General features: G+C 60.8%; 17 protein-coding genes. 10 read left to right on the forward strand and 7 right to left on the reverse strand.

All coding sequences use genetic code 11. The features are described from left to right. Positions 1–4 precede the first annotated feature (4 nt). The 5 genes from lptB to ACWNZ1_RS19020 are packed head-to-tail and all read right to left on the reverse strand — an operon-like array spanning position 5 to position 3341. The gene (gene lptB / locus ACWNZ1_RS19000) at positions 5–730 is read right to left on the reverse strand and encodes an LPS export ABC transporter ATP-binding protein (RefSeq protein WP_135843706.1); all 726 of its coding nucleotides are present in this window, start codon (positions 728–730) and stop codon (positions 5–7) included. Next, the gene (gene lptA, locus ACWNZ1_RS19005; protein ID WP_135843707.1) at positions 730–1278 is read right to left on the reverse strand and encodes a lipopolysaccharide transport periplasmic protein LptA; all 549 of its coding nucleotides are present in this window, start codon (positions 1276–1278) and stop codon (positions 730–732) included. Before lptA ends, lptB begins: the two co-directional genes overlap by 1 nt. Beyond that, positions 1265–1834 carry an LPS export ABC transporter periplasmic protein LptC gene (lptC, locus tag ACWNZ1_RS19010; RefSeq protein ID WP_456027804.1) on the reverse strand — a complete coding sequence of 190 codons (570 nt, stop codon included), beginning with the start codon at positions 1832–1834 and terminating at the stop codon, positions 1265–1267. Before lptC ends, lptA begins: the two co-directional genes overlap by 14 nt. Before the next feature lie 7 nt (positions 1835–1841). Continuing rightward, on the reverse strand, positions 1842–2366 hold the full coding sequence (locus ACWNZ1_RS19015; protein WP_135843709.1) for a KdsC family phosphatase: 525 nt from the start codon (positions 2364–2366) through the stop codon (positions 1842–1844). Next, entirely contained in the window at positions 2367–3341 is a 975-nt protein-coding gene (locus tag ACWNZ1_RS19020) for a KpsF/GutQ family sugar-phosphate isomerase (RefSeq protein WP_135843710.1), read from the reverse strand. A 275-nt stretch (positions 3342–3616) separates the two neighbouring features. On the opposite strand from ACWNZ1_RS19020, the gene ACWNZ1_RS19025 reads away from it, so the two are divergent. The 10 genes from ACWNZ1_RS19025 (at position 3617) to hisC (ending at position 11667) form a co-directional block, all read left to right on the forward strand. Next, positions 3617–4426: an ATP-binding cassette domain-containing protein gene (locus ACWNZ1_RS19025; protein ID WP_135843711.1), complete on the forward strand. Its 810-nt coding sequence runs from the start codon at positions 3617–3619 to the stop codon at positions 4424–4426. After that, a complete protein-coding gene (gene mlaE, locus ACWNZ1_RS19030; protein WP_135843712.1) occupies positions 4426–5223 on the forward strand; it encodes a lipid asymmetry maintenance ABC transporter permease subunit MlaE in 798 nt (265 codons plus the stop codon). Before ACWNZ1_RS19025 ends, mlaE begins: the two co-directional genes overlap by 1 nt. Continuing rightward, the gene (gene mlaD, locus ACWNZ1_RS19035; RefSeq protein WP_135843713.1) at positions 5223–5690 is read left to right on the forward strand and encodes an outer membrane lipid asymmetry maintenance protein MlaD; all 468 of its coding nucleotides are present in this window, start codon (positions 5223–5225) and stop codon (positions 5688–5690) included. Before mlaE ends, mlaD begins: the two co-directional genes overlap by 1 nt. A gap of 11 nt (positions 5691–5701) precedes the next feature. Further along, positions 5702–6355 (forward strand): MlaC/ttg2D family ABC transporter substrate-binding protein, encoded by a 654-nt coding sequence (locus tag ACWNZ1_RS19040; protein WP_135843714.1) that lies wholly within the window; start codon positions 5702–5704, stop codon positions 6353–6355. 8 nt (positions 6356–6363) lie between these two features. Continuing rightward, the gene (locus ACWNZ1_RS19045) at positions 6364–6669 is read left to right on the forward strand and encodes an STAS domain-containing protein (protein WP_256454448.1); all 306 of its coding nucleotides are present in this window, start codon (positions 6364–6366) and stop codon (positions 6667–6669) included. Positions 6670–6858: 189 nt separating this feature from the next. Then, on the forward strand, positions 6859–7098 hold the full coding sequence (locus ACWNZ1_RS19050) for a BolA family protein (protein ID WP_135843715.1): 240 nt from the start codon (positions 6859–6861) through the stop codon (positions 7096–7098). A gap of 22 nt (positions 7099–7120) precedes the next feature. Then, positions 7121–8386 (forward strand): UDP-N-acetylglucosamine 1-carboxyvinyltransferase, encoded by a 1266-nt coding sequence (gene murA / locus ACWNZ1_RS19055; RefSeq protein ID WP_025211869.1) that lies wholly within the window; start codon positions 7121–7123, stop codon positions 8384–8386. A gap of 129 nt (positions 8387–8515) precedes the next feature. Continuing rightward, positions 8516–9151 (forward strand): ATP phosphoribosyltransferase, encoded by a 636-nt coding sequence (hisG, locus tag ACWNZ1_RS19060; protein ID WP_135843716.1) that lies wholly within the window; start codon positions 8516–8518, stop codon positions 9149–9151. A 123-nt stretch (positions 9152–9274) separates the two neighbouring features. Further along, positions 9275–10618 (forward strand): histidinol dehydrogenase, encoded by a 1344-nt coding sequence (hisD, locus tag ACWNZ1_RS19065; protein ID WP_135843717.1) that lies wholly within the window; start codon positions 9275–9277, stop codon positions 10616–10618. After that, on the forward strand, positions 10615–11667 hold the full coding sequence (gene hisC, locus ACWNZ1_RS19070; RefSeq protein WP_135843718.1) for a histidinol-phosphate transaminase: 1053 nt from the start codon (positions 10615–10617) through the stop codon (positions 11665–11667). Before hisD ends, hisC begins: the two co-directional genes overlap by 4 nt. Positions 11668–11818: 151 nt before the next feature. Here the strand turns inward: hisC and ACWNZ1_RS19075 are convergent, their stop codons facing one another. Both ACWNZ1_RS19075 and ACWNZ1_RS19080 read right to left on the reverse strand, forming a co-directional pair. Next, a complete protein-coding gene (locus ACWNZ1_RS19075) occupies positions 11819–12538 on the reverse strand; it encodes a DUF4198 domain-containing protein (protein ID WP_135843719.1) in 720 nt (239 codons plus the stop codon). 11 nt (positions 12539–12549) lie between these two features. Further along, positions 12550–14652: a TonB-dependent siderophore receptor gene (locus ACWNZ1_RS19080; protein ID WP_456027805.1), complete on the reverse strand. Its 2103-nt coding sequence runs from the start codon at positions 14650–14652 to the stop codon at positions 12550–12552. Positions 14653–14675: the final 23 nt, after the last annotated feature.

Genomic DNA, 14675 nt, shown 5'->3' on the forward strand with positions numbered 1-14675 from the left:
TTGCTTACAGGCGGAACTCATGGCCCAGATACACTTCCTTGACCAGGTCGTTGGCCAGGATGGCTGCGGAGTCGCCTTCGGCGATCAACTGGCCGTCATTGACGATGTAGGCGGTTTCGCAGATATCCAGCGTTTCACGCACGTTGTGGTCGGTGATCAGCACGCCGATCCCCTTGGCCTTGAGGTGGTGGATGATCTGCTTGATGTCGCCCACCGAAATCGGGTCCACGCCGGCGAACGGTTCGTCGAGCAGGATGAATTTCGGCGAGGTGGCCAGGGCGCGGGCGATTTCCACGCGGCGCCGTTCGCCACCGGACAGGCTCATGCCCAGGTTGTCGCGAATGTGGCTGATGTGGAACTCCTGTAAAAGGCTTTCCAGCTCCTGGCGACGGCCGGCCTTGTCGAGTTCCTTGCGGGTCTCGAGGATGGCCATGATGTTGTCGGCTACCGACAGCTTGCGGAAGATCGATGCTTCCTGTGGCAGATAGCCGATGCCAGCCTTTGCCCGACCGTGCATGGGCTGGTGGCTGACGTCCAGGTCGTCGATCAGCACACGGCCCTGGTCGGCCTGGACCAGGCCGACGATCATGTAGAAGCAGGTGGTCTTGCCCGCGCCGTTAGGGCCGAGCAGGCCGACGATCTGGCCGCTGTCGATGGACAGGCTGACATCACGCACGACTTGGCGGCTCTTGTAGCTCTTGGCCAGGTGCTGAGCTTTCAGAGTTGCCATTACTGGGCCTTCTGCTCGTCGGTTTTCTTTTTCGGCTGGATCACCATGTCGATGCGAGGGCGGGACTCAGTGACTTTACTGCCCGTGGCACGACCGGCGCTGGCCAGCTTTTTGTTGGTGTCGTAGACGATTTTCTCGCCTTGGGTCACGTTGTTGTCCTTGTCGACGACCTTGGCGCGGTCGATCAGCACGACACGGTCCTGGGATGCGTGATACTGGATGGTCACCCCGTAACCTTGCACAGGCTTGGTGTCGCCCGCGGTCTGGAGTTGTTCGAAGTAGGCCAGGTTGCCCACCGAGGTCACCACGTCGATATCGCCGGACGGGGTGCGGGTGATGGTCACGGTGTTGCCAGTGACCTTCATCGAGCCCTGGGTGATGATCACGTCACCCTTATAGGTGGCGACACCATTCTTGTCGTCCAGTTGCGCGTCGTCGGCCTGGATGCGGATAGGTTGATCGCGATCGTTGGGAAGGGCCCAGGCGCTCGCGCTTCCCAGTGCTGCGCCCAGACTGAGCAAAATAGGGAGGGTTTTAGCGAGCTTCATACTGTCCTCTTACGTTCGATAGCAGGTGTATCCTGCTTTCCTTCAAATACGCTTTCATTCCCGTGCCGGTCGATACACCCCCGGCGCCGTCGATTCTAACGGGTTGCTCGGTCTGCGCATATTCTTGCTGTGGGAACACGGTCATACGACTGCTGGTAATGATGGTCGTACGATTTTTTTCATCGGTTCGGGCTACGCGTACCGAGTCGATCAGCTCCACTTCGGTGCCCCCGGAGTTGACTTCGGCGCGCAGGCTCTGCACATGCCACGGAAACTCGGTGCCGCGGAACATGTTCAGGTCCGGTTTGGTCACCAGCGTAATATCGGTGGCCTTTACGTGGTCGACCTTGTCGGACGTCATCTCATACTGCACTTTGCCATCGGGCAGGTATTGCAGGGTATGCGTGTTGGTTGCGTACCAGTCGATATTCTCTTCAACCGTGGCCGCCGGTTGGTCGAGAAAGCGTTCCGGGCTGATGTTCCAGTAACCCACCGCCGCGAAAATCGCCGCGATGCTGGCGAACACCACGATGGTGCGAATCTTTTTGCTCAGCATAAATGGCTCACAGGTACGCGGCGTTGGCCGCTTCAAGGTGGCCCTGGGCGCGCAGGATCAGTTCGCAGAATTCACGGGCCGCGCCTTCGCCGCCGCGTGCCGTGGTAATGCCGTGGGCGTGCTCGCGTACGAAAGCCGCGGCGTTGGCGACCGCCATGCCCAGGCCTACCCGGCGAATCACTGGCAGGTCTGGCAAGTCGTCACCGAGGTAGGCGACCTGTTCATAGCTTAGGTTGAGTTGGCCCAAAAGTTCGTCCAGTACCACCAGTTTGTCTTCGCGACCCTGATAAAGGTGTGGAATACCGAGGTTCTTCGCGCGCCGCTCGACCACCGGGGTCTTGCGGCCGCTGATGATAGCGGTCTGTACGCCGGCGGCCATCAGCATCTTGATGCCCTGGCCGTCGAGGGTATTGAAGGTCTTGAACTCGCTGCCGTCTTCGAGGAAGTACAGGCGACCGTCGGTCAGAACGCCGTCCACATCGAACACCGCCAGCTTGATGGCTTTGCCCCGTTGCAACAGGTCTGTGTTCATTTACATGACTCCCGCACGCAGCAAGTCGTGCATATTCAGGGCGCCCACCGGGCGGTCTTCATCGTCGACCACCACCAGGGCGCTGATCTTGTGGTCTTCCATGATTTTCAAGGCCTCGGCGGCGAGCATCTCGGCACGGGCTGTCTTGCCGTGGGCCGTCATGACTTGCTCGATGGTCGCGCTATGGATGTCGATGGTGCGGTCCAGGGTGCGACGCAGGTCGCCGTCGGTAAAGATCCCGGCAAGCGTGCCGTCGGCTTCGAGTACTACCGTCATGCCCAGTCCCTTGCGGGTCATCTCTAGGAGTGCGTCCTTGAGCAGCGTGCCACGCAGTACCTGCGGCAACTCCTGGCCTGAGTGCATCACGTTTTCGACTTTCAGCAGCAGGCGGCGGCCCAGGGCTCCACCGGGATGGGAGAAGGCAAAGTCCTCAGCGGTGAACCCCCGGGCTTCCAGCAGGGCGACGGCCAGGGCATCGCCCATGACCAGGGCTGCGGTAGTGGAGGAGGTTGGCGCCAGGTTCAACGGGCAGGCTTCGTGCTCGACATGGACGTTGAGGTTTACTTCAGCGGCCTTGGCCAGCGGCGAATCCGGGTTGCCGGTAACACTGATCAACTGGATGCCCAGGCGTTTGATCAGGGGCAACAAGGTGATGATCTCGTTGGTGGAGCCGGAGTTGGACAGGGCCAGGATGACGTCATCCCGGGTGATCATGCCCATGTCGCCGTGGCTGGCTTCGGCCGGATGGACGAAAAATGCCGTGGTGCCGGTGCTGGCCAGGGTGGCGGCGATCTTGTTGCCGATGTGCCCGGACTTGCCCATGCCGACCACGACCACGCGGCCCTTGCTGGCCAGAATCATCTCGCAGGCGCGTACGAAATCAGCGTCAATATGGGGCAGCAAGCCTTGTACGGCTTCGAGCTCGAGGCGGATGGTACGTTGTGCCGATTGAATCAGGTCGCTGGATTGGCTCATGTCAGAAATCGTATAGCCCGATGAAAAGGCGGCGATTATAGCGGTAATGAACAATTCCCTCACGTTAGTTCGTCATGCTTTGTTCGAACGGTGCTCAAGGTTCGACTCAGCATGTGACCTTTTAGCTTAATCCAGGCTTAACGGGCGGGGCTTGGGCCTTGGGCGCTTCGCTGTTGCAGTGATATAGTTCGCCGCCGGTTCGCATGCCCGGCGGTCCCGGCGTTTGTCGGCTGGCCAGGGCATTCGAATGTGAGGCTGCATCGCAAGGAGTTTAGATGAGTGCCGACAACGCCTACGCGGTCGAGCTGAAGGGACTGTCCTTCAAGCGAGGGACGCGCAGCATTTTCAATGACATCGATATTCGCATTCCGCGCGGCAAGGTGACCGGCATCATGGGGCCTTCCGGGTGTGGCAAGACCACGCTGTTGCGTCTGATGGGCGCACAGCTGCGTCCCAGTGCCGGCGAAGTCTGGGTCAATGGCCAGAATCTTCCCGAATTGTCGCGCAGCGACCTGTTCGATGCGCGCAAGCACATGGGTGTGCTGTTCCAGAGCGGCGCGCTGTTTACCGATCTCGACGTGTTCGAGAACGTGGCGTTCCCGCTGCGGGTCCATACCGACCTGCCGCAAGAGATGATCCGCGACATCGTCCTGCTCAAATTGCAGGCGGTCGGGCTGCGTGGCGCCCTCGATTTGATGCCGGACGAGCTGTCCGGCGGCATGAAGCGCCGGGTCGCGCTGGCGCGGGCGATTGCCCTCGATCCGAAAATCCTCATGTACGACGAACCCTTCGTCGGGCAGGACCCGATCGCCATGGGCGTGCTTGTGCGCCTGATCCGCCTGCTCAACGATGCGCTGGGCATCACCAGCATCGTGGTGTCCCACGACCTGGCTGAAACCTCGAGTATCGCGGACTACATCTATGTAGTCGGTGATGGCCAGGTGCTGGGGCAGGGCACGCCCCAGGAGTTGAAGGACTCGGACAACCCGCGCATTCGCCAATTCATGAAAGGTGATCCGGACGGCCCGGTGGCGTTCCATTTTCCGGCCACGGATTACCGTACCGATCTGCTGGGGAAGCGCTGATGCGCAAGAAGTCATTGTTAGAAAGAATTCGCCTGTTCGGCCGTTCCGGCATCGACGTGGTGGCGGTGCTGGGGCGTTCCTCGCTGTTTTTGATGCACGCCTTGCTGGGGCGCAACTCGACGGGTGGCGGTTTCGGCCTGCTGGTCAAGCAGTTGCACTCGGTGGGTGTGATGTCCCTGGTGATCATTGTGGTCTCGGGGATCTTCATCGGCATGGTGCTGGCGCTGCAGGGCTTCAGTATCTTGTCCAGCTACGGTTCGGAGCAGGCGGTCGGGCAGATGGTTGCGCTGACTTTGCTGCGCGAACTCGGGCCCGTGGTAACCGCGCTGCTGTTCGCCGGGCGTGCCGGTTCGGCGCTGACGGCCGAAATCGGTAACATGAAGTCCACCGAGCAGTTGTCCAGCCTGGAAATGATCGGTGTCGACCCACTCAAGTACATCATTGCCCCGCGCCTGTGGGCCGGCTTCATATCCCTGCCGGTGCTGGCGATCATTTTCAGCGTCGTGGGAATCTGGGGTGGCTCATGGGTAGCCGTCGACTGGCTGGGGGTCTATGAAGGTTCCTACTGGTCCAACATGCAGAACAGCGTCGACTTTCTCGACGATGTGCTCAACGGCGTAATCAAAAGTGCCGTATTCGCTTTCGTGGTGACCTGGATCGCCGTGTTTCAAGGCTATGACTGTGAGCCCACGTCAGAGGGGATCAGCCGTGCCACAACCAAGACCGTGGTGTACGCCTCGCTGGCGGTCCTGGGCCTTGACTTTATTCTGACCGCCTTGATGTTTGGAGATTTCTGATGCAAAACCGCACCCTGGAAATCGGTGTCGGCCTTTTCTTGCTGGCTGGCATCCTGGCTTTGCTGCTCCTGGCCCTGCGAGTCAGTGGCCTGGCGCCGACGGCAAGCACCGATACTTATAAACTTTATGCTTATTTTGACAATATCGCCGGTTTGACGGTCAGAGCCAAGGTGACCATGGCCGGTGTAACCATCGGCAAGGTCACGGCAATCGATCTGGATCGTGACAGTTTCACTGGCCGGGTGACGCTGCAGCTGGAAAAGCGCGTGGATAACCTGCCGACTGACTCCACTGCATCTATCCTCACGGCTGGGTTGCTGGGCGAGAAATACATCGGGATCAGCGTGGGCGGGGAAGACAACCTGCTCAAGGATGGCGGGACCATCCACGATACGCAGTCGTCGCTGGTGCTCGAGGACCTGATCGGTAAATTCCTGCTCAATACCGTTAGCAAAGACGCCAAATGAGGAGCTTTTGAATGATCTCTATCTTGCGACGTGGCCTGTTGGTGTTGCTCGCAGCGCTGCCGCTGATGGGTAATGCCATGGCTGCGCCTTCGGCCCACGAAATCATCCAGGACACCACGACCCGGTTGCTGGCCGATCTTGCCGCCAACAAAGAGAAGTACAAGCAGGATCCGAGCGCGTTCTATAACGCGTTGAACGGTATCGTCGGCCCGGTGGTGGACGCCGACGGCATCTCCAAGAGCATCATGACCGTCAAGTACTCGCGCAAGGCGAGCCCTGAGCAGATGACTCGCTTCCAGGAGAACTTCAAGCGCAGCCTTATGCAGTTCTACGGCAACGCCTTGCTCGAATACAACAACCAGGGCATCACCGTTTCGCCGGCCAAGGACGAAAACGGCAACCGTACCAGCGTCGACATGCAGGTCAAGGGCAGCAACGGCGCGGTCTACCCTGTGTCCTACACACTCGAGAAAATCAACGACGAGTGGAAAGTGCGCAACGTGATCATCAATGGCATCAACATCGGCAAGCTGTTCCGCGATCAGTTCGCCGACGCGATGCAGCGCAATGGCAACGACCTGAACAAGACCATCGATGGTTGGGCCGGTGAAGTCGCCAAGGCCAAGGAAGTGACCGAAGAAGCCAAAGAGAAGCAGGAACAATGATCGAGTCGGTGAGTGAGTCGGCCGTTCGTCTGGGTGCTGCCGGCGAGCTGATGCTCAGCGGCGTGCTGGACTACCGCACCGGCCCGGCCTTGCGCAAGCAGGGCCAGGCGCTGATCAAGTCCGCCAAGAACACCGAGCTGGTCATTGATTGCTCAGGCGTCGAGAAGTCCAGCAGTGTCGGCTTGTCGCTGCTGCTGTGCTTCATGCGTGACGCCAAGGCTGCCGGTAAAACGTGGAGCATCCGAGGGATGCCCGAAGACATGCGCGAGATTGCCCAGGTCAGTGAACTGACCGAGCTGCTTGTGCACCCCTGACCCCAACCTGTGAACGCCTGTGGCGAGGGAGCTTACTCCCATTGGGGCGAGTCCCCTCGCCACGAAGATGCGAGCAAGCCCAAGTGGGCAGCGTTACTCGTCAGAGTCCTGCTTCGCGGGGTTCGCAGGTGCGGGGCTTTTTTGTATGATGTGCGACCCGTGCGCACAGGGCGCCGATAGAGGTTGAGCATGCAGGCCGTAGAAGTGAAGAGCTTCCTTGAAGGAAAGCTGCCCGGAACTGTCATTGAAGTTGAGGGCGAAGGCTGCAACTTTCAGCTGAACGTGATTAGCGATGAACTGGCGGCATTAAGCCCAGTCAAGCGTCAGCAGAGCATCTATGCCCATTTGAACCCGTGGATCGCCGATGGCAGCATCCATGCGGTCACTATGAAATTTTTCAGCAGCGCGGCCTGGGCCGAGCGCACCTGAGCCCAAGGGCGTCGAGATTCTTATGGATAAACTGATTATTACCGGCGGCGTTCGTCTTGATGGCGAAATCCGCATCTCCGGGGCAAAGAACTCCGCCCTGCCGATCCTGGCCGCAACCTTGCTGTGCGATGGTCCGGTGACTGTGGCCAACCTGCCGCACCTGCACGACATCACCACGATGATCGAGCTGTTCGGTCGCATGGGTATCGAGCCGGTGATCGACGAGAAGCTCAGCGTCGAGATCGACCCGCGCACCATCAAGACCCTGATCGCCCCGTACGAGCTGGTGAAAACCATGCGTGCGTCGATCCTGGTACTGGGTCCGATGGTCGCTCGCTTCGGTGAGGCTGAAGTTGCACTGCCTGGCGGTTGCGCCATCGGTTCGCGTCCGGTGGACCTGCACATTCGCGGCCTGGAGGCCATGGGTGCGGTAATCGACGTCGAAGGCGGCTACATCAAGGCCAAGGCGCCTGAGGGCGGCTTGCGTGGCGCGAACTTCTTCTTCGATACCGTCAGCGTGACCGGTACCGAGAACATCATGATGGCGGCGGCACTGGCCAAGGGTCGCAGCGTGTTGCAAAACGCCGCGCGCGAGCCTGAAGTGGTCGACCTGGCGAACTTCCTGATCGCCATGGGCGCCAAGATCAGCGGTGCTGGCACCGACACCATCACCATCGACGGCGTCGAGCGTCTGCATTCGGCCACTTACAAAGTGATGCCGGACCGGATTGAAACCGGCACCTACCTGGTGGCTGCTGCCGTCACCGGTGGCCGCGTCAAGGTCAAGGACACCGATCCGACCATCCTCGAAGCCGTCCTGGAAAAACTCAAGGAAGCCGGTGCTGAAGTCACCTGCGGCGAAGACTGGATCGAAGTGAACATGCACGGCAAGCGGCCAAAGGCCGTCAACGTGCGGACCGCTCCGTACCCGGCGTTCCCGACTGACATGCAGGCCCAGTTCATCTCCCTCAACGCCATTGCCGAAGGCACCGGTGCGGTGATCGAGACGATCTTCGAAAACCGCTTCATGCACGTGTACGAACTGCACCGCATGGGCGCCAAGATCCAGGTCGAAGGCAACACGGCCATCGTCACCGGTACCGAGAAGCTCAAGGGCGCGCCAGTGATGGCCACCGACCTGCGGGCTTCGGCCAGCCTGGTGATCTCGGCCCTGGTTGCCGAAGGCGATACCCTCATCGATCGCATCTACCACATTGACCGTGGCTACGAGTGCATCGAAGAGAAACTGCAGATGCTCGGCGCCAAGATCCGTCGCGTACCGGGCTAGTTGTGGTTGCAGGGGCGCAGGGACGCGTCCGTTGATTTCGTTTCAGGTCGGGGGTGTCTACACCCTCGATGTGTGTCCGGCGCCGTTTGCGACCGGGCATGAGTACCTTGATAAGGACTGACGTTTCCCATGTTGACCATCGCACTGTCCAAGGGCCGCATCCTTGACGACACCCTGCCGCTTCTGGCTGAAGCGGGCATCGTGCCGACCGAGAATCCGGACAAGAGCCGCAAGCTGATCATCCCCACGACCCAGGCCGATGTGCGCTTGTTGATCGTGCGTGCCACCGATGTGCCGACTTACGTGGAACATGGCGCCGCCGACCTGGGCGTTGCCGGTAAAGACGTGCTGATGGAATACGGCGGCCAGGGCTTGTACGAGCCCCTGGACCTGCAAATTGCCCGCTGCAAACTGATGACCGCCGGTAAAGTCGGTGCGCCAGAGCCCAAGGGGCGCCTGCGGGTGGCGACCAAATTCGTCAACGTTGCCAAGCGTTACTACGCCGAGCAAGGCCGTCAGGTCGATATCATCAAGTTGTACGGTTCGATGGAGCTGGCGCCGCTGATCGGCCTGGCGGACAAGATCATCGACGTGGTCGACACCGGCAATACCCTGCGGGCCAATGGCTTGGAGCCCCAGGATTTCATCGCTGACATCAGCTCCCGGCTGATCGTCAACAAGGCATCGATGAAAATGCAGCACGCCCGTATCCAGGCTTTGATCGATACCCTGCGCAAGGCAGTGGAATCGCGACACCGCGGCTGATTCACCTGCGCGACCTTGAGTCGCGCCCGTCTATCCGTGTCATAGCCAATTTTCTCAGGTGCCCACGCGAATGGACTGGTAGCTTAGGGCGCCTGAGCATTTGCCATTAATGAGGCCCTCGCTATGACCGCTCCCACTTCGATTCGCCGACTCAACGCTGCCGACCCGGATTTCGCACATCATCTGGATCATCTGCTGAGCTGGGAAAGTGTGTCTGACGACTCGGTCAATCAGCGGGTGCTGGACATCATCAAGGCCGTGCGCGAGCGTGGCGATGCGGCATTGGTGGAATTCACCCAGAAATTCGACGGCCTGCAAGTGGCGTCCATGGCCGACCTGATCCTGCCGCGCGAGCGTCTGGAGCTGGCCCTGACCCGCATCACCGTGCCCCAGCGCGAAGCCCTGGAAAAAGCCGCATCGCGGGTGCGCGACTACCACGAAAGGCAGAAACAGGAGTCCTGGAGCTACACCGAAGCCGACGGCACGGTGCTGGGCCAGAAGGTCACGCCGCTGGACCGCGCCGGCCTGTACGTGCCGGGTGGCAAGGCCTCCTATCCGTCCTCGGTGCTGATGAACGCGATCCCGGCCAAGGTCGCCGGCGTGACCGAGGTGGTCATGGTGGTCCCGACCCCGCGCGGTGAAATCAACGAACTGGTGCTGGCCGCCGCCTGCATCGCTGGCGTGGACCGGGTGTTCACCATCGGCGGCGCCCAGGCCGTTGCCGCGCTGGCCTATGGCACTGAAAGCGTGCCACGGGTCGACAAAGTGGTCGGGCCGGGCAACATCTATGTCGCCACTGCCAAGCGCCACGTGTTCGGCCAGGTCGGCATCGACATGATTGCCGGCCCTTCGGAAATTCTCGTGGTGTGCGACGGCCAGACCGATCCGGACTGGATCGCCATGGACCTGTTTTCCCAGGCCGAGCACGACGAAGACGCCCAGGCGATCCTGGTCAGCCCGGACGCCGAGTTCCTCGACAAGGTGGCCGCCAGCATCGATAAGCTGCTGCCGACCATGGATCGCGCCGAGATCATCAACACCTCGATCAACGGCCGTGGCGCGTTGATCAAGGTCGAGAACATGGAACAGGCGATCGAGGTCGCCAATCGCATCGCGCCGGAACACTTGGAACTGTCGGTCGCCGACCCACAGGCCTGGCTGCCGCAGATCCGCCATGCCGGTGCGATCTTCATGGGCCGCCACACCAGCGAAGCCCTGGGTGACTACTGCGCAGGTCCCAACCACGTGTTGCCGACGTCCGGCACCGCGCGCTTCTCGTCGCCGCTGGGGGTGTATGACTTCCAGAAACGTTCGTCGATCATTTTCTGCTCCGAGCAGGGCGCGTCCGAACTGGGCAAGACCGCTTCGGTGCTGGCCCGTGGCGAATCGCTGAGTGCCCACGCCCGCAGCGCCGAATACCGCATTCTCGATGAACGCTCCATTGAAGAGCAGGGGAAACTGAAATGAGTAAATTCTGGAGCCCGTTCGTCAAGAATCTGGTGCCCTACGTGCCGGGCGAACAGCCGAAGCTGACCCGCCTGGTCAAGCTCAACACCAACGAGAACCCCTACGGGCCATCGCCCAAGGCGCTCGCGGCGATGCAGGCCGAGCTGAACGACAACCTGCGCCTGTACCCGGACCCCAACAGCGATCTGCTGAAAAACGCCGTGGCCCGCTATTACGGCGTGCAGAGCAACCAGGTGTTCCTCGGCAACGGTTCGGATGAAGTATTGGCGCACATTTTTCACGGCCTGTTGCAACACGACCAGCCGTTGCTGTTCCCGGACATCAGCTACAGCTTTTATCCGGTGTACTGCGGGTTGTACGGGATCAAGTTCGATGCGGTACCGCTGGATGCGCAGTTCCAGATCGACCCGGCGGACTACGCCAAGCCGAACGGCGGGATCATCTTCCCCAACCCGAACGCCCCGACCGGCTGTCTGCTGGCGCTGGAGGCGGTCGAGCAGATCCTCAAGGCCAGTCCGAACTCGGTGGTGGTGGTCGATGAAGCCTATATCGACTTCGGCGGCGAGACGGCCATCAGCCTGGTGGACCGTTACCCGAACCTGCTGGTGACCCAGACGTTGTCCAAGTCCCGCTCATTGGCGGGGCTGCGGGTGGGCCTGGCGGTGGGGCATCCGGACCTGATCGAAGCGCTGGAGCGGATCAAGAACAGCTTCAACTCCTACCCGCTGGATCGCCTGGCGAATGTCGGCGGTGCCGCCGCGTTCGACGACCGCGAGCACTTCGACCAGACCTGCCGGTTGGTCATCGAGCACCGGGAATGGGTCGTGGCGCAATTGCAGGCCAAGGGCTTTGAAGTGCTGCCCTCGGCCGCCAACTTCATCTTCGCCCGTCACCCCCGCCACGATGCGGCAGGATTGGCGGCGAAAGTGCGCGAGCAAGGGGTGATCGTGCGGCACTTCAAACAGGAGCGGATCGCCCAGTTCCTGCGAATCAGCATTGGCACGCCGGAGCAGAACCAGGCGCTGATCGAAGCCCTGGGTGAACTCTAAAAGCCCTGTGAAAATCCCTGTGGGAGTAAGGCTTGTCGGCGATGGTGGTGGTTCAGTCAGCATTTAAGTTGACTGACACTGCGCTATCGCGGGCAAGCCTTGCTCCCACAGGTCAATCTTTCCCACTGATTAATGTGCCTATCAGTGTGGGTTACTCGTGATGCTCTTCACCGAGGAATGTCAGCGAAGTAAACACCCCCCGCGTCGCCACGTCCTTGTTGTCCTTGAGCGCCATTTCCATCTGCGCGGCAATCACATTCAACCCTTCATTGCGCACCAGCACCTTGGCCCGTCCTTCGGCATCGGTTTCAGTCGACACGGTGTTCGGCGCGCTGCGGTAATCGCCCACCAACTTCACCCCAGCCGCCGGTTTACCGTCGAGCAGTACCCGGACGGGCAATGACTGGCCCGGGCCTACGGTCAGTGGGTCGACTTCCGGCAGGATCAGAAACTTGACCTGATCGAGCTTGGGCAGCTTCGCCCCAGGCTCGTAGATCGCCAGGCTGTACTTGAAGGTGTGGGTTGATTCAATCGCGCCGGGTACCTTGCTGCGACCTTCGTTGATCCACTTCTTGTCGGCGGTCTGCGACCACATGCCGTTGTCCAGCGCTACCGCCATGACAGCCGGCGGCTTGAGGGGTTGCAGGCGAGCGTGGTCTGGCAGGCGCTCCACGGTCACCGGGATCATGTTGCCGCCCAGGTCATAGGCCCAGGCCCCGCTGATTTTCTGTGCCTTGAACGCGTTGTCTTCGGCGCCGTGGCCGTAGATCACTTCGATATTCCCGCGCCGTTGTTCGGTCCACAGGCCGTGGGCCGATACGTGTGTGGCCAGGAGCAGGCCGAGCAGGGCGAAGGTCTTGGGGTATTTCATGCTGACTTCCTTTACAGATCGAGGGTGAGGCTGACGGTAAAGTTGCGCGGCTCGCCGGGGGTGACCCAGTAGTTGCTGTAGGAGCGCTCGTAGTATTTTTCGTCGAAGACGTTGTTCAGGTTCAGGCCGACGGTGACGTCGTCGCTGGCCTTGTAATGGGCCAGTAGATCCACGGTGTGGTAGGCCGGCAGTTCGAAATCCTTGCCGGCTTCGCCCGAGCGATCCCCGACATAAGTGAACGCCGCGCCGACATCCGAGCCACGCAGATGTCCGTCCTGGAATTCGTAGACGCCGAGCAGGCTGCCACTGCGCTTGGCGACACCGAGGATCCGGCTGCCGGTGGGAATGGTTTCGTCACCCTCGGTCACTTCTGCGTCGATGTAGGCGAAGGCACCGATCACCCGAATGGCGTCGGTCAGTTGCCCGGTCACTTGCAAATCGAAACCCTGGCTGCGGGCCTTGCCCATGGCGCGGTTGGTATTGGTGGCCGGGTCCAGCGCCAGGACGTTTTCCTTCTCGATATGAAACGCTGCCAGGGTGGTACTCAAGCGATCGTCGAGCAGTTCGCTCTTGATCCCCACTTCATAGCCGACACCTTCCTCCGGATCGAAGGTGGCGCCGCCGGCAGCCAAACCGTTGTTGGGCTTGAACGAGGTGGAGGCGTTGGCGAACAGTCCGACCTCGGGTGTCAGTTGGTACAGCAGGCCGGCCCGTTGGGTGAAGGCGTCATGACGTTGGCGGCTGGTGAGCTGTGTGGTGTGATCGTCGATGCTCTGCTCGAAATGCTCATAACGCACGCCGATCATCCCCCGCAGTTTTTCGGTGAAGACGATCTGGTCCTGGAGGTTCAGGGCCCGGCTTTGCACACGCTCGAAGAAGTCTGTGCCGGAAGGCGTGCCGGTGGGTTTTGGCTGGCCGTAGACCGGCTGATAGATATCGATGGGATAAGCGCCGGCGATGTTGGTCACGCGCTCGTTCTTGCGGTAATCCTCGTATTCAGTGCCGATCAACAATTCATGCTGCCAGGGGCCGAGGTCGAACAGCCCACGCAATTCCAGTTGGGTGATGCTGTCGTGCCAATTGTTGTCGCGCTCGCGGTAGCGGCGGTTCACCGTACGGCCGTCGGCGTTCAATGGCCGAGCTTCGGAAGCGAAGCCCCAGAGTTCGCCCTGCTTGTAATGGCTGGCCAGGCGCAGTTGCCAGGCGTCGTTGAGTTGATGTTCGAGGGCCGCCTGGAGCATGTTGTTGTGGTTGTCGATGTCGCCGTCGTTGGGTTCGCCCAAAAAGGTCGAGCGGGAAACGCCGCTCCAGCGGTTGTTCGGTGCGACGATGCCGCGGTCGAAGGTCGAGCTGTGGCGCACGATTTCGCTTTCCACCAGCAGGCGCGTGTCGGGGCTCAGTTGCCAACTGATGGACGGCGCGACGAAGACGCGCTTGCTTTCGACGTGATCGCGAAAGCTGTGATTGTCCTCGACCGCCAGATTGACCCGCGACAGCAGATTGCCTTCGGCGTCCAGCGGTGTGTTGACGTCCAGCGCGGTGCGGTAGCGATCCCAACTGCCGGCGCTGGTTTGCAAGGTGGTGAAGGCTTCGGGTTGGGGTTTCTTGGTGACGATGTTCACCGTGCCGCCCGGATCGCCGCGTCCATACAGGCTGGCGGCCGGGCCCTTCAACACTTCAATGCGTTCGATGTTGGCCGCGTCCGGCGTGCTCGGATAGCCCCGGTTGGCACTGAAACCGTCCTTGTAGAACTCCGAAGTCGTGAAGCCGCGCACGCTGTATTCATAGAGTGTCAGGCCGCCGAAGTTGTTTTGTTTCGATACCCCACCGGCGTATTCCAGCGCCCGTTCGACGTTGGTGCTGCCCAGGTCCTTGAGGACGCTGGCGGGAATCACGCTGATCGATTGCGGGATGTCGCGCAGGGCCGTGTCGGTTTTGGTGGCGCTGGCAGAGCGGGTGGCGCGATAGCCCGTCACGGGGCCGGTGGGTGATTCGTACTCGGAGGTGACGCTGATGGCATCCAGTTCCAGTGGTTGGATTTCTTCGGCGTAGGCGGGATCAGCCAGCAGGCCGAGGGCCAGACTGGCGAAGGAAATCCGTTTCAGAGGCGGCATGTTATGTTGTTCCAATTCTTAGA

It is taken from the genome of Pseudomonas sp. CFBP 5748 (assembly GCF_053850495.1).